Here is a 21,539-nt window from a genome sequence, read left to right as displayed (position 1 = left end):
AGCGTCATCCACCGTTTTTAAGCTTCTACTGCCTGGCGCAAACGCGCTTTCATATCGCTATATGTCGTCTGAGCGTAGTTTTCTGCCCATTGCTGGTCAGCAATCTGGCTGACGTTGACCGCGCAATACTTGGTTTCCGGTGTTTTGGAAATCGGGTCAAGGTTGTCCTGAGTCAGCTCATTACAAGCCCCAATCCACCACTGGTAAGTCATGTACACCGAGCCCACGTTAATGCGCTCATTAACCTCAGCACGGCTGATAACTTTGCCGCGACGTGAACTGACCCACACCAGCTGTTTGTCTTTAATGCCGAGCAGGTTGGCATCTGTCGGGTTCATCTGCACAAAACCAGGTTCATCGGCGAGTGTTTGCAATGCAGCACAGTTCCCGGTCATTGAACGGCAGGAGTAGTGGCCGACTTCGCGCACAGTGCACAGCACCAGTGGATATTCGGCATCCGGCACTTCGGCTGGCGCACGCCACTGCGCCGCAAACAGCTGGCCTTTGCCGGTTGGGGTGTCGAACTTGCTGTCTTTATAGAGATACGGCGTACCCGGGTGATCCAGTGTCGGACACGGCCACTGCACATGGCCCATATCGCCCATTTTTTCCCAGGTTACGCCGTAGAACAGCGGGCAGAGTTCACGCAGTTCGTCCCAGATTTGCTGGTTGTTGTCGTAATGCATTGGGTAGCCCATCTCGGTTGCGAGCAGGCTGATAATTTCCCAGTCACGTTTGACGTTGTATTTGGCATCAATGGCTTTTTCAAAACGTTGGAAGCCACGGTCGGCGCAGGTAAACACGCCGCCGTGCTCGCCCCATGAGGTGGCTGGCAAAATCACATCCGCCACTTCAGCGGTTTTGGTCATAAAGATGTCCTGCACCACCACAAAATCGAGCGCTTCAAAACCTTTGCGTACCAGGCCAAGGTCGGCTTCGGTCTGCAACGGGTCTTCGCCCATGATGTAGTAGGCTTTCATCTCGCCATGGATAGCCATATGCGGTACTTCTGTGATACGCACGCCAACCTGGTCGTCCATATCTTCAACGTTGATGCCCCAGGCTTTGGCGAATTTGGCACGCACTTTTGGATCAATTACATCCTGGTAACCCGGGAACTGGTTTGGCAGCACGCCCATGTCACATGCGCCCTGCACGTTGTTCTGGCCACGAACCGGGCCAACGCCGACGTTTTCACGCCCGAGGTTTCCGGTCAGCAGCGCAAGGCTTGAAAGCCCTTTAACGACGTCCACCGCCTGGCCGAACTGAGTCACGCCCATGCCCCACATAATGGTGGCGGAAGGGGCTGCGGCAAATGTGCGCATCGCCTGGCGCACTTGATGCGCAGGCACGCCGGTCAGGTGCTCAACGTCTTCTGGCGCGTAGCCTTTTACGACTTCGCGATAAGCGTCCAGACCTTCGGCGAATTTCGCAACATACTCTTTATCGTAGAGATTCTCTTCGAGCAGCACGTAGCCAAACGCATTCACCAGCGCCATATTGCAGCCGTTTTTCAGCTGCAAATGTTGATCGGCAATACGGGCGGTTTCGATCCGGCGCGGATCGCAAACAATGATTTTCGCGCCATTTTCTTTCGCTTTAATCACACGACGCGCCACGATAGGGTGCGAATCGGCGCAGTTATAGCCGAACACCAACAGGCATTTTGAGTTTTCGATATCGCCGATGGAGTTACTCATCGCGCCATTGCCCAGCGTCACCTGCAAACCTGCGACCGACGGCCCGTGGCAAACACGCGCACAGCAGTCAACATTGTTGGTATGCAAGACACCGCGTGCAAACTTCTGCATCACATAGTTGGTTTCGTTACCTGTCCCACGTGACGAGCCGGTCGTCATAATTGAGCGTGGGCCATGCTGCTCTTTGATAGCTTTCAGGCGTTTTGCGGTATAGCTAATCGCTTCTTCCCAGCTCACCGGCTGAAGCTTGCCGCCTTTTTCGTAGCGGATCATCGGCTGCGTCAGACGCGGAGTGAGCAGCTTGGTATCGTTGAGAAAATCCCAGCCGTAATAGCCTTTCAGGCAGAGTTCATTTTGGTTAGTCACGCCATCAGCCGCTTCGGCACGGATAATTTTGTTCTTCTCAACAACCAGTTTGAGTTTGCAGCCTGCGCCACAATAAGGGCAGACGCTGGTAATTTTTTTCATCAGTAACAGACCTGTTAACGTAGAAGTAAATGGATTTAGAAAATCAGGGATGAAGTCGCATCGAACGCAGCACGACGGCGTTTTTCGGCACTCATTTGTTCAAGTTTATTGCGATCAACACAGATAATTGCGTTGGTTGGGCAGGCTTCCATACAGGCCGGGCCTTCTGAACGGGTGTGGCAAAGGTCGCATTTATTAGCTTCGGCTTTTTCTGCCATCACGTTAAGACCTGCACCGCTATTACGTACAACAGGGCGAACAACCACTTCCATCGCGCCATACGGGCAGGCAACCACACAGGTTTTGCAGCCGATGCAACGTTCTTGCATCACATTCACAAAACCATGCTCACGGCTGATTGCGCCATTAGGGCAGACGTTGGCACACGGTGCGTCTTCGCACTGGCGGCACATCGTCGCGGTGGAAACATTCACGCCTTTAATCACATGAATACGTGGAAGGAAGGTTTGCGGTGTTAATACTGCGCAATCTTGTGTTTCCTGATGTGCTACGACACAGGCCACTTCGCAAGTGCGACAGCCAATACATTTGCTTGAATCAGCAATGATGAAACGGTTCATCATAGACTCCTGGATAGAGTGTTTTTTTATAAGACTGCTCTAGGCATACATAAAGTGTGCCAACTTTGAAAGTAGCGTGATTCAAGGGTTTGCGCATTGATCGTGGGAGGGATGACAGTGACATCGACACATTTGACGATGTCATTTGGGCAAATGACAGAGAGTTCTGGAAAGCTGCTCGCAGTTCGTGCCAGTGAGTAGAGAAATTGATTAGGGAAAGCTTCCCCTCTTGATATGTTTCAGGGAACGGAGGGGTTAGAATGTATACAATATTGACGCATGGAGCTGCGGCTGAAGAATTGGTTGCTTTGCCTGCACAACTGCGAGGCCGAATGTTTCGTTTAATTGAACGCCTGGCATCTGAAGGTAATCAGCTAAAAATGCCTCATAGCCGAGTCCTGGGAAATGGGCTTTTCGAACTACGAGTCGGTGACAAAGATATTGCTCGAGCGGTCTATGCTTTTAGTTATGGGCAAACCATTTATATTTTGCATGCCTTTACGAAAAAGACAGCTAAAACGCCGGCTAACGCAATCGACATTGCCCGTTTAAGGCTGAAGGAGTTTATGAAGTGAAACCACTCTCTCTTGATGAATTGAAAACAAAAATGCTTTCTGATGCTGAGTCCGTTCAGGCATATAACGAAGCCGATCAGGAGCTGATGCTGATTCAGGCACTTTATGAAATGCGTGAAAGAGCAGGGCTTTCGAAAACAGAGTTGGCTAACAAGCTAGGGACAAATTCATCAGGTATTAGCCGTCTTGAGAAGAACCCACTTAGCGCCAGTATGAAGATGCTTGAGCGTTATGCCACAGCCTGTGGTGCAAGGATCTCACTCAATATCCGATACGTGTGATATCGAATGGTCGGATGCCACAGCGCGAATCCGACCTACAAGACCCGTAGGGGATTTAGCGCCGCGACATCCTCCAGAATTTACTCGAACTCAGGTGCTTCCAAATCCGCGAAACCGCCTTTTCCTTCCCAACCTGCCAGGCTTTGATACACCGTCTCAACCGCTGCTTTTATTGCGTCAGTCATTGGGTAGTAAAAGCCGACGATATCAGGCTGAATGCCAAGGAAAATTACCTCACCAACATCTTCTTTAATCTGATCGATTAAATAGTTAAGCGGCATGTTGTGGGTGGTCATCATAAACATTTCAGCGATGTCGTCCGGGTCGATGATACGGATTTCGCCTGGGTTCAGGCCCATATCCGTCGCATCTACCAACAGCAATCTGTCCGGGCGTAATTCGCGAATCGCCACCACATCATTTTCAGGAGCGGTGCCGCCGTCGATAACAATCCAGTCGCCTTGTGGGGCGGCCTGGCATTTCTCGGCAAGTAATGGGCCTGCGCCATCGTCACCCATCATGCTGTTGCCGACACAAAGTAAAACGTTAGTCATAGCGTCTCCGTACCATCAAATAGATGGCGGGTTCTTGTTGAATAGCTTGCAGCATATCGAGCAATTCCTGGCTCCACTCTTGCTGCTGTTCAGTTTGAGTTGGTTTTGCGGCATCGAACGCTTTCGCCAGTAAAACGACATGGCTTTGGTCGATAACGATTTCGCCGTAACGCGGCACACCTTCCATTTTACGCCGCGCCTCACTGCCCTCTTCAAGCGTGGCAATCCACGCTTTGTAAGGCTCAAACGAACACACTAAATTTTCTTTCAGGCAGTCGATAACGCCGAGATGGTGGCCAATTGCCAGGCTGTAATAAACCACCTGTTGCGCATCACTCGGTGTGTTGTCGTTTTCATCGACAAACTTACGGCTAAGCTGGCAAAACACCACCGACTCGCTCATTACACGCGCTCCTGCTTCACCAGTGCTTCGAGATTACCGACGATTTCCGTCAGGCGTGGATCGTTCTCGTGCGCCAGCCATTGCTTAACACTGCCGTTTCCGGCGGTGAGGTTTTCCATGTAGCTGTCAGCAATCTGGCGGCCATAGCGATAACCCGCCAGGCGGCGTGCTTCACGGTCGATACGCACACGCAATGGCTGAACCATATCCGGGTGCAGAATTTGCGCCGGTTGCGCGTCCATTTCGCTGGCTTCGCGCGCGTGAATTTTTTGCTCCAGCAGGCCCAGCGCCATGGCAAAACCGTACAACGTTGCCGCAGGCGTTGGCGGGCAACCAGGAATATAGACATCTACCGGAACGATTTTGTCGGTGCCGCCCCAGACGCAATACAGGTCATGGAAGATACCGCCGCTGTTACCACACGCGCCGTAAGAGATGCAAATTTTAGGGTCCGGCGCTGATTCCCAGGCACGAAGCGCGGGGGAACGCATGGCGCGAGTCACAGCACCGGTAAACAGTAAAATATCTGCATGGCGCGGAGATGGAACAACTTTAATCCCGAAGCGTTCTGCATCGAAAAGTGGCGAAAGGGTAGCGAAAATTTCAATTTCGCAGCCGTTACAACCACCGCAGTCAACGCGGTATACATACGCGGAACGTTTAATCTTTTTGAGCAACGACGTTTTCATCGCGGCGATGGATTCATCCACCGTCATTGGCACTGGCATGCCGTTGTCGTCGCGCGGGCCGAGTAACATACTCATTAGCTGGCCTCTCTAATTTGGCGGCTAAGGTCAATTTGGTCGGAAGATACCAGGCTTTGCTGGCGTTTGCATTCCGGGCAAGTTTCAAACGAGACACGATGCGCTTCGGCAAGCTTGTCGCCATTGTGCTCAAGCAAAGCAATCGCGTAATCAATCTCTTTTTGCACTGCGAAAGGCTTGCTGCACTGGCGGCAGTTGCACAGGTCAAAACGCGCCTGTTGCAGGAAGTCGGCTTTGTTCCAGACGGCCAGTTCGTACTCCTGAGAAAGCTTGATAGCAGCCGTTGGGCAGACTTCTTCGCAGCGAGCACAGAAAATGCAGCGCCCCAGATTGAAGGTCCATGCCAGTTGCCCTGCAACCAGATCGGTCTCCACCGTTAATGCGTTGGATGGGCATGCGTTAACGCAGGCCGCACAACCAATGCATTGCTGCGGATTATGTTCCGGTTTGCCACGGAAGTTTGGGTCCACGGCTATCGGTTGTAGCGGATACGACTCAGTGGCCACGCCGCCTTTAATGGCTTTTTTGATGAAGTTAAACATTGTGACTCCGTTTATTTCAGCGGCGAATTAGTGCGCTCAATGCTGTAGCGCTCAAGCTCTTTGTACGGCACCACTTTGGTCTTGCGCTTACGCACATCGACAATCGTCATGCGGTCAGTACATGAGTAGCAAGGATCCAGGCTACCGATGATCAGTGGCGCATCAGAAACGGTGTTGCCACGCAACATGTAACGCAGAGTCGGCCAGTTGGCATACGTTGCCGCACGGCAACGCCAGCGGTACAGCTTCTGGTTGTCGCCGGTCATCGACCAGTGAATGTCATCGCCGCGTGGTGCTTCAGAGAAGCCAAGTGCGAAACGGTTTGGAATGTAGGTGAAACCGTCTACAGCCAGCGGGCCGCCAGGCAGGTTATCAAGGCCAAAATCAATCATGTTCAGCGCGGTATAAACTTCATTGATACGCACTTTCAAACGGGACAGCACATCGCAGCCTGTTTCGCTGTGAACTTCCATTGGCAGCAAACCGTAACCAACGAACGGGTGATCGGCACGGGTGTCACGGGCGTGACCGCTGGCGCGAACCATTGGGCCGACGTTACTGAAATCGCGGGCTATTTGTGGGTCCAGGCGGCCAATGCCGACGGTACGCTGTTCGATGTTTGGCGTGCTCATCAGAATATCGACCAGGTCTTTCACTTCGCGGCGCATCTGCTGTGCGAGCTGGCGAGTCTGGATCATGTCGTCTTTGAGCAGATCGCGACGAATCCCGCCGATCAGGTTCAGGCCGTAAGTCTTACGTGCGCCGGTGAGGATTTCCGCCATTTTCATGGACATCTCACGTACGCGGAAGAATTGCATAAAGCCTGAGTCGAAGCCGACAAAGTGGCAAGCCAGGCCGAGGTTCAGCAGGTGGCTGTGCAGGCGTTCAACTTCCAGCAAAATCGCGCGGATCATCTGGGCGCGCTCTGGCACCACGATGCCCATCGCATTCTCAACTGACGTGGTGTACGCGGTGCTGTGGGCGAAACCACAGATGCCACATACGCGGTCAGACAAGAAGGTGACTTCGTTATAACCCATGCGGGTTTCAGCCAGTTTTTCCATGCCACGGTGGACGTAGAACAGGCGGTAATCGGCATCAATGATGTTTTCGCCATCAACGAACAGGCGGAAGTGGCCTGGCTCATCGCTGGTTACGTGCAGTGGGCCAATCGGCACCACGTTGTTTTTCTTGCTGCCCAGCTCATTGATGAACTGATACGTTTCCTGATCGCTGGTTGGGGCAGGGCGCTGACGGTAATCCATGCTGTCTTTACGCAGAGGATACAGGTCATCTGGCCAATCATCTGGCAGCACTAAACGGCGTTCATCCGGCAGGCCAACAGGTTGCAGGCCGTACATATCACGCACTTCACGCTCGCCCCAAACCGCGGCAGGCACGCGTGGCGTCACGGACGGGAACTCTGGTTTGTCAGCGTCAACTTCTACGCGCACGGTAATCCAGCATTTCACGCCGCTTTCCATCGAAAGCACGTAATAGACCGCATAGTTGCCGCACAGTTGGCGCTCGTCGTTACCGAACAGTACGGACAGCCAGCCGCCTTGTTGGTAGTAAAGCCACTCCACCACTTCTGGCAGCATGTTGAGCTTTACGGTGACAGTGATTTGGTCTTTGGTTTGCCACGCTTCGTCGATCACCGCATGAGGAAACTGCTTATGCAGTGCGGCGAGATAATGTTGACCAATCTTTTCTTCAGACATAGATAAATTCTCTTAAATCACGCCGCCAGCAAGGAGACGAAGGCTAAAAAGGCAAAGCCAAAACCGGCCCAGGTAACTGTTGAGGCTTCCAGCATGCGCAAACGCGCCATGCTGTTTTCAAACAGCGCGATAATCAGCACGCCAAGCACCAGTTTTACTGCCGCCAGAACCAGTGCAATGACGAGGCCGCCCCAGCTAAATTCGCTCATCTGGCCCCACGGCAGGAACACGCCGACGAACATTTGCAGCACGACCAATTGCTTGAGGGAAATACCCCATTTCAGCACTGCAAAACCCGCTCCGCTGTACTCGGTCAATGGGCCTTCCTGCAATTCTTGCTCGGCTTCTGCGAGGTCAAATGGCAGTTTGCCCATTTCGATAAACGTGGCGAAGGCACAGGCGGCGAGCGCCAGAATCAGCGTTAAGCTTTGCGCGGCTGGCCAGTGATAGATAGTGGAGGCGATATTGCTGATATGTGTGCTGCCAGCAACTTGTGCCGCAACCCACAGCCCCAGAATCAGGATGGGCTCAACCAACACGCCAAGCATCGCTTCACGGCTGGCACCGATGCCGGTAAACGGGCTACCGGTATCCAGGCCTGCAATGGCAAAGAAGAAACGCGCGATGGCGAACAGGTAGATAAGGGTAATCAAATCACCCAGTGAAGGCAGTGGTGACCAGAGCGTGACGACTGGCAGCGCAGTAGCAATGGTCAGCATCACACCAACCATCACAAACGGCATCAGACGGAACACCCAGCCGGAGGCGGCTGGTGCCACGCTCTGGCGGCTGAACAATTTGAACAGGTCACGATATTCCTGCATCACGCCAGGCCCACGGCGGTTGTGCATGCGGGCGCGAGTGACACGGGTAATACCGGACAGCAGTGGCGCGACGGCAAACAGAACCAGCGCCTGAATCAACGAAAAGAAAATGGTATTCATCTCAGGCTCCTTAAGCGCAAACCGCAACCAGCAACACGGCCAGTTCGATCATCGCCAGGCGACGGAACGTACCGGCAAGGCAATCACACTGCCAGCCAGGCACCCATTTCACCGGGTTCAGGGTTTTGCGCAGTTTCAACAGTGGCGCGAACGCCGCTTTGACTGGTTGAGCAAAACCACCCGCAGTAATCACCATCGCTTGTTCGTGGTCGTAGCCACAGACCCAGGCCGTGCCGCGAGAGCGGTTTGGCAGACGGTCGCCACGGAAAATCACCATCAGAATGAATGGCAGCAGTGGGCTGGCAATCAGCAGCAGGGTGATCATCGGTTGTGAAACGGTGGTGTTAGCCGTTTGCAGCGGCAATGGAATCGCGTTCTGCAACAGAGGAATCAGCCAAGGAGCAGCAACACCAGCAATCACACAACATGCGGCAAGGGCCGCCACACTCAGGTTCATCAGGAACGGCGCAGAGGTAGCATTTTCAGCTTCTGGTGTGCGCGGTGCACCCAGGAAGGTGACGCCATAAACCTTCGCCATACACATCACAGCCAGTGCGCCAGTAATCGCCAGACCTACAGCCAACAATGGGCCTAAGAAGCGAGCGATAAACAGCGGCAAAGTGCCAAGGTGGAAGAAGGACTGGTAAATGACCCATTCGCCAGCAAAACCGTTGAGCGGAGGCAGTGCTGCCATTGCCATTAAACCCACCAGCATAGCAATGGAAATCAGCGGCATACGCTTGCCAATACCACCGAGTTTTTCGATGTCGCGATGACCAGTACGGAACCAAACCGCACCTGCGCCAAGGAACAACGTAGTTTTGAATACGCTATGGTTGAACAGGTGATACAGGCCACCAATCATACCGAGTGCAACCAGCGTGGATTCATTCAGCGCAAGGCCCATCATGCCGCAGCCCAGACCGAGCAGAATAATGCCGATATTCTCAAGAGAGTGGTAAGCGAGCAGGCGGTTGATATTGTGTTCCATCAGCGCATACAGACCGCCAATAAACGCAGTAATCATCCCCAGAATGACCACCAGAATGCCCCACCACAGCGGCATAACATTGCTGATCAGTGAGAAGCTCATGATGCCGTACAGGCCAATTTTCAATACGACAGCTGAGAACAGCGCTGCTGCCGGAGCAGAAGCGTTGGCATGTGCCTGAGGTACCCAACCGTGCAGCGGAATAATCCCCGCCATCAAACCAAAACCAACCAGACCCAGCAGCCAGACAACAGAGCTAATCGGCGCGCCGTTGGTCATCAGGTGCAATTCGGCATAACTCAGCGTGCCGTACTGTTTCCACAGTAACCAGCACGCAACCGCCAGCAGCACGGTGCCGAGGCGGCCCAATGCAAACCAAAGCTGCCCGGATTTCTGGCAGCCAGTCAGGAAGTAGCCGCTCAATGCGACGATTTCTGCCAGCACAACTAACATGCCGATATTATCGGCCACCACCGCTGCCACCGCTGCGGCCATCACCAGGTTCACCAGCAAGCCATTGGCTTTTACGGCGTGATGACGATGCCAGTCGATATTAAACAGAGAGATAAACAGGCCTGGCAGAGCCAGCGTCACCAGCCACACGCCATTAAAAGCGTTGAGCTGTAAATGCAGCTGCCAGACTTGCGCCATTCCGGTAAAGCCGGTTAACGCATCGAACCCGGCAATCAGCACCAGAACCGAACTTATCGCGCCACCCAGGCCAGCAATCACGCCGCTCAGGGTTTTATTAAATGCCGTGATACCAGCCAGAACTGCACTCAGCACAAATCCCATCAGCGCCCAATGAATCAGGATAAAAGCACTCATTTTTTCACCTCAGGCTGGGTAAACAGGGTGAGATCGCCAAGCGTCGCGCCCAGAGTCAGTTCACGTTTACGTTTGCTTGATTTGGCAATATCGTTGTTATCAACCACGCGCAACGCTTTGGTCGGGCAGGTGCGAACACATGCCGGGCCATCAGCATCGAAGCTGCACAGGTCGCATTTCACTGCAATGGCACGAACGCCAGGCACCCAGTCGATTAGCGAGCTGACGCGAGCAGGAGCGGGTGGCGCAGGAGGTGCTTTCGGGCTGTTGGCATTTGCCGGGATATGAATCGGACGGCTGCCGGAGAATTCAATCGAACCGAATGGGCAGGCGATGGCGCACAGTTTGCAACTGACGCACAGGCTTTCATTCAGATGAACAGCCCCATCGACACGGGTAATGGCGTTAGCCGGGCAGACGCCCGCGCAAGGCGCATCTTCGCATTGATGGCACATTTGCGGCGCGGAATCATTCGCGTCGCGCATCACTTTCAGGCGTGGCATGGATTGCAACCCATGCAGGCGGTGCGTTTCTGAACAAGCCGCCTCACAGGTATGGCAACCCATGCAAAGTTTGGAGTCGGCGATAATAAAGCGATTCACCAGGTCTTCCTTAGAGCACATCATCATTTTTGACGAAACTGTGCCGACGGCTGTCGTTTCGACAGTTTTCGACACCCAACATGGCTATCAGGCCTGAGCGTTTTGTTGTAGCTGCCCCATCGATACCGGAGTATCGGTGTGAACGGCGCTGTACAGGCTTTCGTATACCGGATGAATTTTTTCGAGGTAATGCTCGAGAACACTTTCACGGTTACGGTTACTGATGCTGTTGTCTACGCGGCCTTCGTCATCAAGGATTGCTTTAGCAATCAACACTCTATCTTCACCGTTACGCTTCTCAACGTAGTACTCGATGGTGTGGCTGTTGAAGCCTTCGGCGAGGCGCACGTGAATGACGAAATGGTCAAATAAGAAGAAGCGCAGGGAATCATCAGGATTGCACCCTACGGCGTGATGTAGTTTCGCTTTAGAAAGGGTGATGCCCTGAATCAAGCTATTGCAGTAATGTTGCCATTGCGTGAGCAAGCGCTGGTGCTTGTCGGCAATGTATTCGGCTTTTTCGCTCAGTTCCCAAATGTTCATTATTAAATCACTCTGTTTTTGCTGTTGCGTCTACAGAGCACGTTTCGTGCCAATGTTGTATTTTGCTGAAATTATTGGGTTTTGTATTAATAGGATACAAATAGGCACAGGGATGACATGTCATTTCGTCATGTTTGACGGGGGAATGTCGCCATGGGATATGCCAGCCTCGTTGTTTTCCGTTCACCCGAAAGTTATCCGCTCCCACATAGATTAGTGAACGGTGAACGTATCAAGGGGTTAACGTCAACCCCTTGATAATCCAGGCGTCCGGCAAGTCAATCGCCGCAAGCGGTAAACCTCCATTTTGCCTCCGTGTCCGGGTCGGTTGCGATTCGCTCCCGGCGATCGCGCCCTCCAGCCGTTCCCGACGGCTGGACCCGGCCACCTGGAGTCAAAACGGAGGCGATTGAAGCCGGAACCCAAGGTCAAGGTCAAAACCTAAAGACGACACCGAGCCGGTTTTGACCTTGTTCCCGGTATAAATTGCCCCAGTGTTCCCCATAAGTCAGGGTTGAGCTGCCGGGAGCAGCGAAAGAGAGCGATCGCCGGGAGCGAGTCGCGAACGACCCTGAACGTTGGGGATAAGCTGGGGTTTACCGCGCAGCGGCAATTTGAAACCGGGCGACGGGGTCCCCAGGGGGATGTCGTAATCCTCCTGGGACGTTCACCGTTCGCAGATATACCAGGGATCGAATAACGTCCGGGTGAACGGAACACAACCATACCTAATTAACCCACCTCAACGGCAAGCGTATAATTCCTGGCATCATCCTTGCATTACCTCCAGCAGACATCCCCGGAGGCAATATGCACGAAATCACCCTCTGCCAACGCGCACTGGAACTCATCGAAGCTCAAGCCCGCCAACACGGCGCCACCCGCGTCACTGGTGTTTGGCTTGAAGTAGGCGCTTTCTCATGCGTTGAGCAAAGCGCGCTGGAGTTCTGTTTCGAATTAGTGTGCCGCGACACATTAGCTGAAGGCTGCCAGCTTCATATTCATCAACAAGAAGCGGAATGCTGGTGCTACGACTGTCAGCAACACATCACCTTGTTAACCCAACTGGTACGGCGCTGCCCGTTGTGCGAAGGCAGCAATTTACGCGTAGTGGCAGACGATGGCGTGCAGATTAAGCGTCTGGAAGTGGAGGAGACGAATCATGTGTAGTACTTGTGGTTGCGCTGAAGGCAACTTGTATATAGAAGGCGACGAGCGCAATCCGCACTCTGGTTTCCGTAGTGCACCTTTCGCGCCAGCTGCGCGAGCAACAATGCAAATCACCGGCGTTAAATTTGCCCCAACGGCAGACGAACAAGGCGACCTGCATTATGGCCACGGTGCCGCAGGCACCCATGCGCCGGGCATGACCCAGCGCCGTATGCTGGAAATCGAACTTAACGTGCTGGATAAAAACAACCAGCTCGCTGTTTATAACCGTGAGCAGTTTGCTAAACAGCAACAGCTGGTACTGAACCTGGTTTCAAGCCCTGGCTCTGGCAAAACCACTTTGCTGACGGAAAGCCTGAAGCGCCTGCACGGGAATGTGCCTTGTGCCGTGATTGAAGGCGATCAGCAAACCGTGAACGATGCCGAACGCATTCGTGCTACTGGTACGCCAGCCATTCAGGTGAATACCGGTAAAGGCTGCCATCTCGACGCGCAGATGATTCGTGATGCCATGCAGCGGTTGCCGCTTGAGCGTAACGGGATTCTGTTTATCGAAAACGTTGGCAACCTGGTGTGCCCGGCGAGTTTTGATCTTGGCGAACGCCACAAAGTAGCGGTGCTTTCAGTGACCGAAGGCGAAGACAAACCGCTTAAGTATCCGCATATGTTTGCCGCTTCTTCCTTAATGCTGCTCAATAAAATCGACCTGCTGCCGTATTTGCAGTTCGATGTTGAGAAGTGTCTCGACTACGCTCGCCAGGTGAATCCGAATATTGAAATCTTGTTGGTTTCTGCGACCAGCGGCGAAGGTATGGATGAGTGGCTCAATTGGCTGGAGACGCAACGATGTGCATAGGCATTCCGGGCCAGATTGTTGAAAAACTACCAGACGGCAGCGCCAAGGTAGATGTGTGTGGTATCAAACGCGATGTAAACCTGATGCTGGTGGGCGATGCGCAAATCGGCCAGTGGGTGCTGGTTCATGTTGGTTTTGCAATGGCGATTATTGATGAAGCAGAAGCTCGCGACACCTTAGATGCCCTGCAAAACATGTTTGAAGTGGAACCCGATGTTGGTGGTCTGCTGTTTGGGGAAGAACGCGGATGATGCACTTCGTTGACGAATACCGTGCGCCGGAAAAAGTCATGCAGCTTATTGATGTGCTGCGTGAACGCGCCCCAAAACTGACTTACACCGCCGAGCGTCCTCTACGCATTATGGAAGTCTGTGGCGGCCATACTCACGCTATCTTTAAGTTTGGCCTCGACCAACTGCTGCCAGAAAATATTGAGTTTATCCACGGACCGGGTTGCCCGGTGTGTGTGTTACCGATGGGGCGCATTGATGCGTGTATTGAAATCGCCAGCCATCCGAAAGTGATTTTTTGTACCTTTGGCGACGCCATGCGTGTGCCGGGTAAAAACGGTTCGCTGATGCAGGCGAAAGCACGTGGCGCAGATGTGCGCGTGGTTTACTCGCCAATGGACGCCCTCGCGATTGCGAGCCAGAACCCGGACCGCAAAGTGGTATTTTTCGGCCTTGGTTTTGAAACCACGATGCCGACCACCGCGATTACGCTCAAACAAGCGAAAGCGCAGGGCATCAATAATTTCTACTTTTTCTGCCAGCACATTACGCTTATTCCCACGCTGCGTAGTTTGTTGGAGCAGCCCGATAACGGCATTGATGCTTTCCTGGCTCCCGGCCATGTCAGCATGGTGATTGGCACCGAAGCCTATGACTTTATTGCCACCGAGCATCAGCGCCCGCTAGTGGTTGCTGGTTTTGAACCATTGGATTTGCTGCAAGGTGTGGTGATGTTGGTTGAGCAAAAAATCCATCAAAACAGCAAAGTGGAAAACCAATACAAACGTGTGGTGCCGGATGCCGGTAATAGCCTTGCGCAGGAAGCTATTGCAGACGTCTTTACCGTACGTGGTGATGCCGAATGGCGTGGGCTTGGCACGATTAGTGATTCCGGCGTTCAACTGACTGACGAGTATCGTCAGTTTGATGCGGAAGATCATTTCAAACCCGCTCCGCAGCAGGTTTACGACGACCCGCTTGCCCGTTGTGGCGATGTGCTCACCGGGCGCTGTAAACCGCATCAATGTCCGATGTTTGGTAAAACCTGTAATCCACAAAATGCCTTTGGCGCGCTGATGGTGTCATCTGAAGGGGCATGTGCTGCCTGGTATCAATATCGCAGCCAGGAGAGTGAAGCATGAAAACTATTGAATTGGCCCACGGCAGCGGCGGCCAGGCAATGCAAAAATTGGTAGCTGACTTGTTTATGCAGGCGTTTGATAATCCCTGGCTTGCAGAGCAAGAGGATCAGGCGCGTTTACCGCTGGCTGAACTCACTGCGAGTGGAGATCGCCTGGCATTTTCAACCGACAGCTATGTTATCGATCCGCTGTTTTTCCCCGGTGGTGATATCGGCAAGTTAGCCATTTGTGGGACGGCGAACGATGTTGCTGTCAGCGGTGCAACCCCACGCTGGTTATCCTGCGGGTTTATCCTTGAAGAAGGCTTGCCGCTTGAAACGCTCGAAAGTGTGGTCACCAGCATGGCTGCAACCGCAAAAGCGGCCGGTATCGCGGTGGTTACTGGTGATACCAAAGTTGTACAGCGTGGAGCGGCAGATAAGCTGTTTATCAATACGGCTGGGATTGGCGCAATTCCCGTAGGTTTGAACTGGGGCACGCAACAGATCGGCGTGGGTGATGTGCTGATCGTCAGTGGAACTCTGGGTGACCACGGAGCGACTATCCTAAATCTGCGAGAATCGCTGGGTCTGGAAGGTGCGCTGATCAGTGACTGTGCGGTGCTGGCACCTCTAATCGCGCCACTGTTGAATATTCCCGGCGTTAAAGCGTTGCGTGACGCGACGCGCGGCGGCGTGAATGCTGTATTGCATGAGTTTGCAGCGTCGTGTGGTTGTGGAATGGAAGTGGCTGAAAGTCAGCTGCCATTGAACCCGGCGGTGCGTGGTGTTTGTGAGTTGCTTGGCCTCGATGCGCTTAATTTTGCCAACGAAGGTAAACTGGTTATCGCAGTAGAGCGTGAAGCTGCTGACGCGGTACTTACGGCACTGCGTGCTCATCCTTTAGGTCAGGATGCGGCAATTATTGGTGATGTTGTTGAACGTAAAGGTGTACGTGTTGCCGGGCTATATGGTGTAAAACGGACATTAGACTTGCCGCATTCAGAGCCGCTGCCACGCATTTGTTGACCTAAGCCAAGTGCGCTGTGTGCCGCCCTGGCTACACTAAAGCGTCGAGCGCTATTTGTATGATCAATATATTCCCTACCCGGTAACTCACCGGGTCTCTTTTTTGGATAAGCAAAATGCCATACACACCGATGAGCGATCTCGGGCAGCAGGGCCTATTTGATATTACGCGTACCCTGTTGCAGCAACCTGATCTCCCGGCACTTGCCAATTGCCTGACCCAACTGGCAAAGCAAGGTGCGCTGGCGAACAGAGTGAATATTCTGCTTTATCATCCGCTACATCAGCGTGTGGCCTTCTATGGCATGGACAAACACGGCAAAGAACTGCATTACGAAGATGAAATGGTGCTGGCCAATGGGCCGGTGCGGCGTGTGCTTTCGCGCCCGGAGGCGTTGATTTGTACTCAGGAAGAGTTCAATGACACTTGGCCACAGGTGATGAACCTTGAACTGTACGCCCCCTTTGGTCGTTACTGTCTGTTGCCGCTGGCCGCAGAAGGGAAAATCTTTGGCGGCTGCGAATTTATTCGCGACAACGACATTGCCTGGACAGATAAAGAACTCAACCGCATGCATACCCTGGCCCATGTTGTGGCTCTGGCTGTGGAACAAATCCAAAACCGTATCGACTCAAACCTTGGTTACCAACAACTGTGCCGCGAACGTGACGATTTCCGTATCCTGGTGGCAGTGACAAACGCGGTACTTTCTAAGCTCGATCTTGATGAACTGATAAGCGAGATCGCCAACGAGATTCACCACTATTTCTCGATAGACTCGATAAGTATTGTGCTGCGCGGAAACCGCAAAGATCGGCTTACTGTCTATTCCACCCATTTCGTGAAAGAGCAGTCGCCGATCCACGATCAGAGTGATGTCGCTTTAGGGGGGACACTTTCTGAACGGGTATTCAAAAGCGGTGAAATGCTGCTATTGAATCTGCATCACGGTGACCAGCTCGCGCCATATGAGCGCATGTTGTTTGAAATGTGGGGCAATCAAATTCAGACGCTTTGCCTGCTGCCTCTCACCTTTGGCAATAACATTGTGGGTGTGCTGAAGCTGGCGCAATGTGAAGCGGGCATCTTTACTCCGCAAAACCTCAAGCTGATGCGCCAGATTGCCGAACGTATTGCTATTGCAGTAGATAACGCGCTGGCATATCAGGAAATCAATCGTCTGAAAGAAAACCTGGTCGACGAGAACCTCTATCTCACCGAGCAAATCAATAATGTCGCCAGTGATTTTGGTGAGATTATTGGCCGCAGCGACGTGATGTCGAATGTGCTTAAACAAGTCGAGATGGTAGCGAAAAGCGACAGTACCGTGTTGATTCTAGGAGAAACAGGTACGGGTAAAGAGCTGATTGCTCGAGCAATTCACAATCTAAGCGAACGCAACAGCCGTCGTATGGTGAAAATTAACTGTGCGGCGATGCCAGCTGGTTTACTGGAAAGCGATTTGTTTGGTCATGAGCGCGGCGCATTTACCGGTGCAAACACTCAGCGTATCGGGCGTTTTGAACTGGCAGATAAAAGCTCGCTGTTCCTTGATGAAGTTGGCGATATGCCGCTGGAGTTACAGCCTAAGCTTCTGCGCGTGCTACAGGAGCAGGAATTTGAACGCCTCGGCAGCAACAAAGTTCAGCAGGTCGATGTACGCCTGATTGCCGCCACCAATCGCAATCTGAAAGAGATGGTGAGTGAGCGTGAATTCCGAAGCGATCTCTATTATCGCCTGAATGTGTTCCCGATTATGTTGCCACCACTACGTGAGCGCCCGGAAGATATTCCGCTGTTGGTGAAATCTTTCACCTTCAAAATCGCCCATCGCATGAACCGTAATATTGACAGTATTCCGGCCGAAACCTTGCGCGCGCTCAGCCGTATGGACTGGCCGGGGAATGTGCGTGAACTGGAAAATGTGATTGAACGTGCGGTGCTATTAACTCGTGGCAATGTGCTGCATCTTTCTTTGCCTGAGATGGAATATCGTCAACCTGAAGAAAAACCGACGCAGATGGTGGCAAGTGAAGAGTTTCGTGAAGGTGAAGATGAAGCGCAGCGAATTTTGCGTGTGTTGAAAGAAACCAACGGTGTAGTAGCAGGCCCACGTGGTGCGGCACAGCGATTGGGATTAAAACGCACGACGTTGCTTTCACGTATGAAACGTTTGGGGATTGATAAAGAGGGGGTTTAAACTCTTTCTATAGCCCTACACTTTTAAGCAGGTAATTAACGTCCATGGCACTGATCCCAAAAAACTATACGCGGCTGGAAAGCGGCTATCGTGAGAAAGCGTTAAAAATTTATCCGTGGGTATGCGGGCGTTGTTCGCGTGAGTTTGTGTATTCAAACTTGCGCGAGCTGACGGTTCACCATATCGATCATGATCACACCAATAACCCGGAAGATGGCAGTAACTGGGAACTTCTGTGTCTGTATTGCCACGATCATGAGCATTCAAAGTACACCGAAGCTGACCAATACGGCACAACCGTAGTCGCGGGCGAAGATGCACAGAAAGACGTGGGTGAAGCGACCTACAATCCGTTTGCAGATTTAAAGTCGATGCTCAATAAGAAGAAGTAGTTATCAGGTGGGCAAACTTTACTGTGGCCCACCTTTTATATTTTTAACTCTCTGATTCTTCATCATCTACTATTTCTGCCAAAATCGTATTCAGTCCCTCAGGGAATATCACCTCGCCAGTCTCTAGCAACTCTGATTGCGTCCACCATTTCTGCTGACTTATCACCCGTTTTTCGTTTTCACTCCAACCCGCCTGCGAAAGCTCACTTTCAGAAGCATTGATGACATAAAAGCGCTCATCAGCCTGTACGGTTTCACCACTCGGTAGTTGCATCATGAATGTGCGTTGTGCGACAGATGGCCCGCACTCAAGCCTTACGAGTCCAGTTTCTTCGTGTAGCTCGCGAATGGCTGCTTGTTCAAATGATTCACCGGGTTCAAGGCCGCCTCCGGGCGTTGCCCAATAAACCTTTCCTTCCAGTGCATCATCACGATGAGAAAAGCGAAATAACAGCACCGCGCCGCTATTGTTGATGATGAGCAAGCGAGAAGAGGGGCGAGTACGAATCTTCATTTTTTTGTCCCGGAACTCCAGGTCACGGCTAGAGATTTAAAGTTTTCCATTATAATTAAGATATATTGACGAGCATGAAGAAAAAAACACAAGAAAAAGCTGCGTTAATTATTTGATGGTTTTAAAAAATTAATATATGGGTAATTTGGGAAAACAATGAGCAATAAAGAGGTTGCTTTTAACGTGTTGTTTTATTTGAAAAATATAAAATAACAAGAAAAATAGTAACGTAGCTAAACATATTTCAGGCTAATGCCTTTCAGGAATTATGATTTTGACCTGAAAATTTAGACGTAATATAATGGCGCTACTTTCGTATTTATCCTATGTTAATAAAATGTGTGGCTATCGTACCAGTCCTACACATCTAATGAATTTCTCTAATACTTTGTGGAAATTACTACATTCTCCATAGGGGCAATTTTGCTAAAAAGAAATAAGGTCTTGCCATGAGTATCGAAGTTATCATTATGTTCTTAACAGCGATGACCGCCCTCCTTATCGCTCGTAAGCTCGCCTTGAAGTGTGGTCTGGTTGACAAGCCCGGTGGGCGTAAGCAACACAAAGGAGAAATTCCATTAGTCGGTGGGATATCTTTCTACTGTGCCATAGTGATTTTTTTCCTCTTTTGGCCTGAAGTTCTACCACACACAGAAACACATTTTATTCCCTACTTAGTGAGCATCTCGCTACTGCTGCTTGTCGGTATTGCCGATGATCGTTTTGACTTGCCTGTGATACCACGCGTGTTTATCCAGGCATTGTCCGCAGTTGTGATTATGGTTGATGGTCTATACCTTCAGACACTTGGCCATGTGTTGGGTGGGTACGAACTCGTACTCGGCCCAGTCGGTTATCTGGTGACGCTTTTTGCAACCTGGGCTGCAATCAATGCTTTTAATATGGTTGATGGCGTAGATGGTCTACTCGGCTCCGTTGCGAGTGCAACCTTTGCAGCTTTGATGGTGGTCTTCCTGCTGGCGGGTGCTCATTTGCGCGCCATGTGGTGTTTCTTGATGATTGTTGCCTTAATCCCTTATTTAATGCTCAACATGGGGTTAATCGGGAATAAACGCTTCAAAGTATTTATGGGTGATGCTGGAAGTATGGTGATTGGTTTTACGATGCTCTGGCTGGTGATACTAGGAAGCCAGGGTGGCGAAGCTGTGATGGCTCCCGTTACGGCTCTGTGGGTAATAGCTCTGCCACTGATGGATATGGTGACTATCATGGTACGTCGCATTCGCCGTGGACATAGCCCTTTCCATCCTGACCGCGATCATTTACATCATATTTTAATGCGTAGTGGCTTAACGGCTCGCCAGACTGTGCTAGTCATGACTCTACTCACGGCAATATTTGCTGGTTTCGGGATTGTGCTTTCCAAAATTGGTGTTGCGGAGTGGTTCTCTCTGGTTGTGTTCCTCGGCTTATTTACCGGTTATTTGGTGGTAAATAATAAGCTCCAAAAACGTAATCCAGATTTGAGAGCAAAAATTGGCCGGCAGTATAACGCCGCTGCTAGTGCCGATGTACCAACAGCTAACTGATAATCCCCATTGAGTCCAGGAACAAAGCCCAGTCATTCTGGGTTTTGTTCTTTTAGACCAGGGAGCGGTCTTTATCAGCATTTACGCTCAATCCGAATTAATATGCACCTTACAGTAACGTCGCTTCCATGCTGCTGGTGTCAATCCCATCGCTTTACGAAACACTTTCCTGAAATACCCCGCATCATGGAATCCGCAACGTTCGGCGACCTCACTGAGAGAGCAGGAGTCAGTAATCAGCATTTTCTCTGCACTTAGTACACGCTGGCGGTGAATGGCTTCGGTAATGGTTAACTGGAACGTCTGGCGATAAACACGGCCGAGATAGTCTGCATTGCAATGTAACTTGTCGGCGAGTGTGGAGGTGGAAATCGGCAGATGAAACTGCGTACGAATGAGCTGCTGTGCTTTGTACGCTAATGCAACTCCGCTATTATCTGGCTGAGGGTTATCATTCGCGGCTACGGATAGTTGTTGCATGATCAGCAATAAAATTAATTCCAGAGCACCGCTGCGGTTAATGGCTTCTTGCTCGCTTAAAAACTGGCGAAATAAAGAAATAACATATTGTGGATTATGGACTTTCCCATGTTGTGGCAACGATATTAACGATTCTGGAAAGTCTGATTTTGTGCTGCATTGTGAATTGAGTTCAAAGTGTAGCCAGTAGAATTTCAAATCAGCCGGAAAAATACCTACCCCGACATGTTTTCGGTGTGGGCAAAGTAATAAGCTTTCTCCTGCCTTAACGCTAAATAGCGTATCATTCTCTAGGATCGTAAGTGTCCCTTTTTCAACAAAAATCATCTCCCATGAGTCCAGTTCTCGTTGTGGGTGGCTCCCTACACCACGTGAAATGAATAGACCGCCGTTTTGCACTGATATGGGTAAAGATATTTTTAAATCAATCAATTATAAAGTCACCTGGTTCATGTTCCTGATGTGGTGTAGATAAAATAAACCCAGTGGTGGAATTACTG

Annotated in this window: 23 protein-coding genes; 10 read left to right on the top strand and 13 right to left on the bottom strand. The window is 51.5% G+C overall.

All coding sequences use genetic code 11. From position 1 onward, the window contains the following. Positions 1 to 17 precede the first annotated feature (17 nt). On the bottom strand, positions 18 to 2,168 hold the full coding sequence (gene fdhF / locus GC128_RS07480) for a formate dehydrogenase subunit alpha (protein ID WP_151993776.1): 2,151 nt from the start codon (positions 2,166 to 2,168) through the stop codon (positions 18 to 20). 35 nt (positions 2,169 to 2,203) lie between these two features. Then, positions 2,204 to 2,749 (bottom strand): electron transport protein HydN, encoded by a 546-nt coding sequence (gene hydN / locus GC128_RS07475; protein ID WP_151993775.1) that lies wholly within the window; start codon positions 2,747 to 2,749, stop codon positions 2,204 to 2,206. Between the two features lie 260 nt (positions 2,750 to 3,009). Here hydN and GC128_RS07470 point away from each other — a divergent pair, with 260 nt between their 5' ends. Continuing rightward, entirely contained in the window at positions 3,010 to 3,324 is a 315-nt protein-coding gene (locus tag GC128_RS07470; RefSeq protein WP_151993774.1) for a type II toxin-antitoxin system RelE/ParE family toxin, read from the top strand. Beyond that, positions 3,321 to 3,605 (top strand): helix-turn-helix domain-containing protein, encoded by a 285-nt coding sequence (locus GC128_RS07465; RefSeq protein ID WP_151993773.1) that lies wholly within the window; start codon positions 3,321 to 3,323, stop codon positions 3,603 to 3,605. The genes GC128_RS07470 and GC128_RS07465 overlap by 4 nt, the downstream gene beginning before the upstream one ends. An 80-nt stretch (positions 3,606 to 3,685) precedes the next feature. On the opposite strand, the gene hycI is transcribed toward GC128_RS07465, so the two are convergent. From hycI to hycA, 9 genes are all read right to left on the bottom strand, one after another. Further along, positions 3,686 to 4,159: a hydrogenase maturation peptidase HycI gene (gene hycI / locus GC128_RS07460; RefSeq protein WP_151993772.1), complete on the bottom strand. Its 474-nt coding sequence runs from the start codon at positions 4,157 to 4,159 to the stop codon at positions 3,686 to 3,688. Continuing rightward, entirely contained in the window at positions 4,152 to 4,562 is a 411-nt protein-coding gene (locus tag GC128_RS07455; RefSeq protein ID WP_120065022.1) for a formate hydrogenlyase maturation HycH family protein, read from the bottom strand. The genes hycI and GC128_RS07455 overlap by 8 nt, the downstream gene beginning before the upstream one ends. Next, positions 4,562 to 5,326 (bottom strand): NADH-quinone oxidoreductase subunit B family protein, encoded by a 765-nt coding sequence (locus GC128_RS07450; protein WP_151993771.1) that lies wholly within the window; start codon positions 5,324 to 5,326, stop codon positions 4,562 to 4,564. Before GC128_RS07450 ends, GC128_RS07455 begins: the two co-directional genes overlap by 1 nt. Continuing rightward, complete coding sequence (locus GC128_RS07445; protein ID WP_151993770.1) at positions 5,326 to 5,868, bottom strand: formate hydrogenlyase complex iron-sulfur subunit; 543 nt, start codon at positions 5,866 to 5,868, stop codon at positions 5,326 to 5,328. The genes GC128_RS07450 and GC128_RS07445 overlap by 1 nt, the downstream gene beginning before the upstream one ends. 11 nt (positions 5,869 to 5,879) lie before the next feature. Continuing rightward, positions 5,880 to 7,589: a hydrogenase large subunit gene (locus GC128_RS07440; RefSeq protein WP_034460465.1), complete on the bottom strand. Its 1,710-nt coding sequence runs from the start codon at positions 7,587 to 7,589 to the stop codon at positions 5,880 to 5,882. Between the two features lie 17 nt (positions 7,590 to 7,606). Then, positions 7,607 to 8,533 (bottom strand): respiratory chain complex I subunit 1 family protein, encoded by a 927-nt coding sequence (locus GC128_RS07435; RefSeq protein WP_151993769.1) that lies wholly within the window; start codon positions 8,531 to 8,533, stop codon positions 7,607 to 7,609. A gap of 10 nt (positions 8,534 to 8,543) precedes the next feature. Further along, positions 8,544 to 10,352, bottom strand: coding sequence for a formate hydrogenlyase subunit 3 (gene hycC, locus GC128_RS07430; RefSeq protein ID WP_151993768.1), 1,809 nt, complete (start codon positions 10,350 to 10,352; stop codon positions 8,544 to 8,546). Beyond that, the gene (locus GC128_RS07425; RefSeq protein WP_151993767.1) at positions 10,349 to 10,954 is read right to left on the bottom strand and encodes a 4Fe-4S dicluster domain-containing protein; all 606 of its coding nucleotides are present in this window, start codon (positions 10,952 to 10,954) and stop codon (positions 10,349 to 10,351) included. Before GC128_RS07425 ends, hycC begins: the two co-directional genes overlap by 4 nt. Positions 10,955 to 11,041: 87 nt before the next feature. After that, positions 11,042 to 11,497: a formate hydrogenlyase regulator HycA gene (hycA, locus tag GC128_RS07420; protein WP_151993766.1), complete on the bottom strand. Its 456-nt coding sequence runs from the start codon at positions 11,495 to 11,497 to the stop codon at positions 11,042 to 11,044. An 810-nt stretch (positions 11,498 to 12,307) separates the two neighbouring features. Here hycA and hypA point away from each other — a divergent pair. The 7 genes from hypA to yajD all read left to right on the top strand — a co-directional run bounded on the left by hypA (position 12,308) and on the right by yajD (position 18,495). Then, positions 12,308 to 12,667: a hydrogenase maturation nickel metallochaperone HypA gene (gene hypA, locus GC128_RS07415; protein WP_034460458.1), complete on the top strand. Its 360-nt coding sequence runs from the start codon at positions 12,308 to 12,310 to the stop codon at positions 12,665 to 12,667. Beyond that, complete coding sequence (hypB, locus tag GC128_RS07410) at positions 12,660 to 13,523, top strand: hydrogenase nickel incorporation protein HypB (protein ID WP_151993765.1); 864 nt, start codon at positions 12,660 to 12,662, stop codon at positions 13,521 to 13,523. The genes hypA and hypB overlap by 8 nt, the downstream gene beginning before the upstream one ends. Next, the gene (locus GC128_RS07405) at positions 13,514 to 13,774 is read left to right on the top strand and encodes a HypC/HybG/HupF family hydrogenase formation chaperone (protein WP_034460456.1); all 261 of its coding nucleotides are present in this window, start codon (positions 13,514 to 13,516) and stop codon (positions 13,772 to 13,774) included. Before hypB ends, GC128_RS07405 begins: the two co-directional genes overlap by 10 nt. Beyond that, the gene (hypD, locus tag GC128_RS07400; protein ID WP_151993937.1) at positions 13,774 to 14,895 is read left to right on the top strand and encodes a hydrogenase formation protein HypD; all 1,122 of its coding nucleotides are present in this window, start codon (positions 13,774 to 13,776) and stop codon (positions 14,893 to 14,895) included. Before GC128_RS07405 ends, hypD begins: the two co-directional genes overlap by 1 nt. Then, on the top strand, positions 14,892 to 15,902 hold the full coding sequence (gene hypE, locus GC128_RS07395; RefSeq protein WP_151993764.1) for a hydrogenase expression/formation protein HypE: 1,011 nt from the start codon (positions 14,892 to 14,894) through the stop codon (positions 15,900 to 15,902). The genes hypD and hypE overlap by 4 nt, the downstream gene beginning before the upstream one ends. A gap of 116 nt (positions 15,903 to 16,018) precedes the next feature. Then, positions 16,019 to 18,103: a formate hydrogenlyase transcriptional activator FlhA gene (gene flhA / locus GC128_RS07390; protein WP_151993763.1), complete on the top strand. Its 2,085-nt coding sequence runs from the start codon at positions 16,019 to 16,021 to the stop codon at positions 18,101 to 18,103. A gap of 44 nt (positions 18,104 to 18,147) precedes the next feature. Continuing rightward, entirely contained in the window at positions 18,148 to 18,495 is a 348-nt protein-coding gene (gene yajD / locus GC128_RS07385) for an HNH nuclease YajD (protein ID WP_034460453.1), read from the top strand. A gap of 43 nt (positions 18,496 to 18,538) precedes the next feature. On the opposite strand, the gene GC128_RS07380 is transcribed toward yajD, so the two are convergent. Continuing rightward, positions 18,539 to 19,003, bottom strand: a complete 465-nt coding sequence (locus GC128_RS07380; protein WP_151993936.1) for an NUDIX hydrolase — start codon at positions 19,001 to 19,003, stop codon at positions 18,539 to 18,541. A 455-nt stretch (positions 19,004 to 19,458) separates the two neighbouring features. Here GC128_RS07380 and wecA point away from each other — a divergent pair, with 455 nt between their 5' ends. Further along, positions 19,459 to 20,559, top strand: a complete 1,101-nt coding sequence (gene wecA, locus GC128_RS07375; protein ID WP_151993762.1) for a UDP-N-acetylglucosamine--undecaprenyl-phosphate N-acetylglucosaminephosphotransferase — start codon at positions 19,459 to 19,461, stop codon at positions 20,557 to 20,559. A gap of 87 nt (positions 20,560 to 20,646) precedes the next feature. Here wecA and GC128_RS07370 read toward each other — a convergent pair whose 3' ends face one another. Continuing rightward, positions 20,647 to 21,471 carry a helix-turn-helix domain-containing protein gene (locus GC128_RS07370; RefSeq protein ID WP_151993761.1) on the bottom strand — a complete coding sequence of 275 codons (825 nt, stop codon included), beginning with the start codon at positions 21,469 to 21,471 and terminating at the stop codon, positions 20,647 to 20,649. Positions 21,472 to 21,539 lie beyond the last annotated feature (68 nt).

Source organism: Buttiauxella massiliensis, assembly GCF_902500225.1.
Taxonomy (GTDB): domain Bacteria; phylum Pseudomonadota; class Gammaproteobacteria; order Enterobacterales; family Enterobacteriaceae; genus Buttiauxella; species Buttiauxella massiliensis.
This window is presented reverse-complemented; position numbering and strand designations above follow the sequence as displayed.

What these genes read in the sequence shown, in the direction of transcription:
- hycC (WP_151993768.1), bottom strand. Translation starts at nt 10,352, where the DNA reads ATGAGTGCTTTTATCCTGATTCATTGGGCGCTGATGGGATTTGTGCTG.
- GC128_RS07405 (WP_034460456.1), top strand. Translation starts at nt 13,514, where the DNA reads ATGTGCATAGGCATTCCGGGCCAGATTGTTGAAAAACTACCAGACGGC.
- GC128_RS07455 (WP_120065022.1), bottom strand. Translation starts at nt 4,562, where the DNA reads ATGAGCGAGTCGGTGGTGTTTTGCCAGCTTAGCCGTAAGTTTGTCGAT.
- GC128_RS07450 (WP_151993771.1), bottom strand. Translation starts at nt 5,326, where the DNA reads ATGAGTATGTTACTCGGCCCGCGCGACGACAACGGCATGCCAGTGCCA.
- GC128_RS07445 (WP_151993770.1), bottom strand. Translation starts at nt 5,868, where the DNA reads ATGTTTAACTTCATCAAAAAAGCCATTAAAGGCGGCGTGGCCACTGAG.
- yajD (WP_034460453.1), top strand. Translation starts at nt 18,148, where the DNA reads ATGGCACTGATCCCAAAAAACTATACGCGGCTGGAAAGCGGCTATCGT.
- GC128_RS07470 (WP_151993774.1), top strand. Translation starts at nt 3,010, where the DNA reads ATGTATACAATATTGACGCATGGAGCTGCGGCTGAAGAATTGGTTGCT.
- hypB (WP_151993765.1), top strand. Translation starts at nt 12,660, where the DNA reads ATGTGTAGTACTTGTGGTTGCGCTGAAGGCAACTTGTATATAGAAGGC.
- GC128_RS07440 (WP_034460465.1), bottom strand. Translation starts at nt 7,589, where the DNA reads ATGTCTGAAGAAAAGATTGGTCAACATTATCTCGCCGCACTGCATAAG.
- wecA (WP_151993762.1), top strand. Translation starts at nt 19,459, where the DNA reads ATGAGTATCGAAGTTATCATTATGTTCTTAACAGCGATGACCGCCCTC.
- hycA (WP_151993766.1), bottom strand. Translation starts at nt 11,497, where the DNA reads ATGAACATTTGGGAACTGAGCGAAAAAGCCGAATACATTGCCGACAAG.
- GC128_RS07435 (WP_151993769.1), bottom strand. Translation starts at nt 8,533, where the DNA reads ATGAATACCATTTTCTTTTCGTTGATTCAGGCGCTGGTTCTGTTTGCC.
- hypE (WP_151993764.1), top strand. Translation starts at nt 14,892, where the DNA reads ATGAAAACTATTGAATTGGCCCACGGCAGCGGCGGCCAGGCAATGCAA.
- hycI (WP_151993772.1), bottom strand. Translation starts at nt 4,159, where the DNA reads ATGACTAACGTTTTACTTTGTGTCGGCAACAGCATGATGGGTGACGAT.
- flhA (WP_151993763.1), top strand. Translation starts at nt 16,019, where the DNA reads ATGCCATACACACCGATGAGCGATCTCGGGCAGCAGGGCCTATTTGAT.
- hydN (WP_151993775.1), bottom strand. Translation starts at nt 2,749, where the DNA reads ATGAACCGTTTCATCATTGCTGATTCAAGCAAATGTATTGGCTGTCGC.
- fdhF (WP_151993776.1), bottom strand. Translation starts at nt 2,168, where the DNA reads ATGAAAAAAATTACCAGCGTCTGCCCTTATTGTGGCGCAGGCTGCAAA.
- hypA (WP_034460458.1), top strand. Translation starts at nt 12,308, where the DNA reads ATGCACGAAATCACCCTCTGCCAACGCGCACTGGAACTCATCGAAGCT.
- hypD (WP_151993937.1), top strand. Translation starts at nt 13,774, where the DNA reads ATGCACTTCGTTGACGAATACCGTGCGCCGGAAAAAGTCATGCAGCTT.